The sequence below is a fragment of the Photorhabdus hainanensis genome, from assembly GCF_018448965.1.
In the GTDB taxonomy this organism is placed as follows: Bacteria; Pseudomonadota; Gammaproteobacteria; order Enterobacterales; family Enterobacteriaceae; genus Photorhabdus; species Photorhabdus akhurstii.
In genome coordinates, this window is sequence record NZ_RCWD01000095.1 from 1 (window position 1) to 1,881 (window position 1,881).

A 1,881-nucleotide genomic window follows, 5' to 3' on the forward strand; every position below is an offset into this window, starting at 1 on the left:
CAGTAAGTAATGGATAGCATGGATAAAGGAAACGCTGTAACGGTAAGGGTAAGTCATGATGGCTACCTGTTGTTGATAATCGGTAGCTCATCATCATGTTTTAGGCGGGACAATTGGGTTTGTGGGAGGTCAAACAAACCCCATCAGAACAGGTGATTACTTGAAAAGCTCACCTTGATAACGTTTACGGTGGAGTGCTAATTGCTGACGCAGAATAGCATATACCGTCGAATGGGTAAGGTGATATTTTTTTGCTAACTGCACAACCTCACCACGTGAACAGCTCCATTCATTAAATAACTGGTTATCACGTAATGCGATTTTCAATGTGTCACCAGTAGGTAAATAAACAGCTCTGCCACCGTAGTAATGAGCTAATGCACCTGCCAGCTTACACGCCGCAAGTTCCGCTTTGTCTCTACTGGTATTTTGCCGTTGTAGCTCACAAGAAAACAGATCAACAATATCGGCCAATAACTGCGGCCACTTTGTCTGTAGATCATCTGATGGGATGGCATCCATTTGATCTAATAATTCACCAAGTTCTTTATGGTCGTGGTCGAAAAGTTCTAGGTTCATAGCTATCTCGTTATACAGATACAGGCTCAATAACACATGACAGTTCTAAGGGTTTTTTGATAGCAATAATCTTCCAACTATCGATAACTACTGTCTTAGTTTGAAACTTCTCCTGCCAATCTTTATCAGACCATAACTGGTTGATGGCCTTGGCATTGGCAGTAGCGTTTTCATCCCAGTAACCCGCCTCAGGAATAATTTCCTTAGAAATTGATGCACAACCTGAGGAAAACATATCTGAAATGGGTTTTGAAAAATGCGAATGAACCGCAACCCTATCACCCGATATTGTGACTTTCATTTTTTCGTTATGGTGGATTGTTAACTCAGTAATCCATGTATCATTCTTTTTATACCAATCAGTTACTTTTACCTGATACTGTGCACTAACCCTCATATATTCCATGACGGTATCTTTCGTGTTTGCTATTGCAGAAAGCGGCAATAGTAAGAAAATAAATAAAATATTCTTCATCTCATGTTTCCTCACTTTGACTTTTCAACCACTCTAAACCGCCTGAAATCTTAGCAAGATCTATACCCAATTGCTGCATTTGTCTGAAATAGGCATCACGACTATCAGAGCCTGAAACTTGCTGCTGTTCTCGTGTATTGATATTGCTGCTTTGTGCAAAAACTTGTTCGGCTGACTGATAGACAGTTTTCAAGTAGTTGTGGTTGGATAACGGTTTCTTGTCCCCCTGCGCCCGCTTTTCCCGGATACGTTCAACGGTTTCACTCAAGGCATGAGCCAGCACCCGGCCGGGTTTGTAAAGCGCCAACACTTCCCCGGCCAGTTTTAATGCCCGGCTATTGGACAGGTTTTGTTTCTCACGGCGAAATAAGCCGATATAGGCCACCAAATGCCGGGCACAACTGCCTGGTAATTCAGACAGCATTTTTAATAACTGACGGCTGGCGTCATCTTCACATAACGCTTCTAAGTGCCAGTCAGAGTGGCAAATTGGGCAACGGGCTATTTTCATGATGATTTCCCCATATTAAAGGCGTGACATATCGCATCGTATCCCCGGCGTTCTGGCAGTGGTTGCTTGCGGGCTGCCAGGCTTTCGGTCATCAGCCTGAGATGCCATTTTTTCAAACTCTCAATAACCGGATAAACCAGTGTGGGTGTTAGCCAGCCGACCTCTGCGACTCCGGCACCATTGATTTTAGCTGTTTGTCGCATCACAAATTTATTCAATGCTGACTCTGAACCATCATCAATAAATCCCTGCTGATGCATGGTGATCCAAATAGCCCGAATTTTGTTAATTTCTGCCGTGCGCACACGGCCTTTAA

General features: G+C 43.4%; 4 protein-coding genes. All 4 read right to left on the reverse strand.

Annotated elements, in window-relative coordinates:
- Positions 1-156: 156 nt before the first annotated feature.
- Positions 157-579, reverse strand: coding sequence for a Mor transcription activator family protein (locus EAE92_RS23970; protein ID WP_214069846.1), 423 nt, complete (start codon positions 577-579; stop codon positions 157-159).
- Positions 580-589: 10 nt separating this feature from the next.
- A complete protein-coding gene (locus EAE92_RS23975; RefSeq protein ID WP_214069847.1) occupies positions 590-1,054 on the reverse strand; it encodes a hypothetical protein in 465 nt (154 codons plus the stop codon).
- A gap of 1 nt (position 1,055) precedes the next feature.
- Positions 1,056-1,565, reverse strand: a complete 510-nt coding sequence (locus EAE92_RS23980; RefSeq protein WP_214069848.1) for a hypothetical protein — start codon at positions 1,563-1,565, stop codon at positions 1,056-1,058.
- On the reverse strand, positions 1,562-1,881 hold a 320-nt coding region (locus EAE92_RS23985; RefSeq protein ID WP_214069849.1), incomplete at its 5' end, for a regulatory protein GemA. The genes EAE92_RS23980 and EAE92_RS23985, both read right to left, overlap by 4 nt.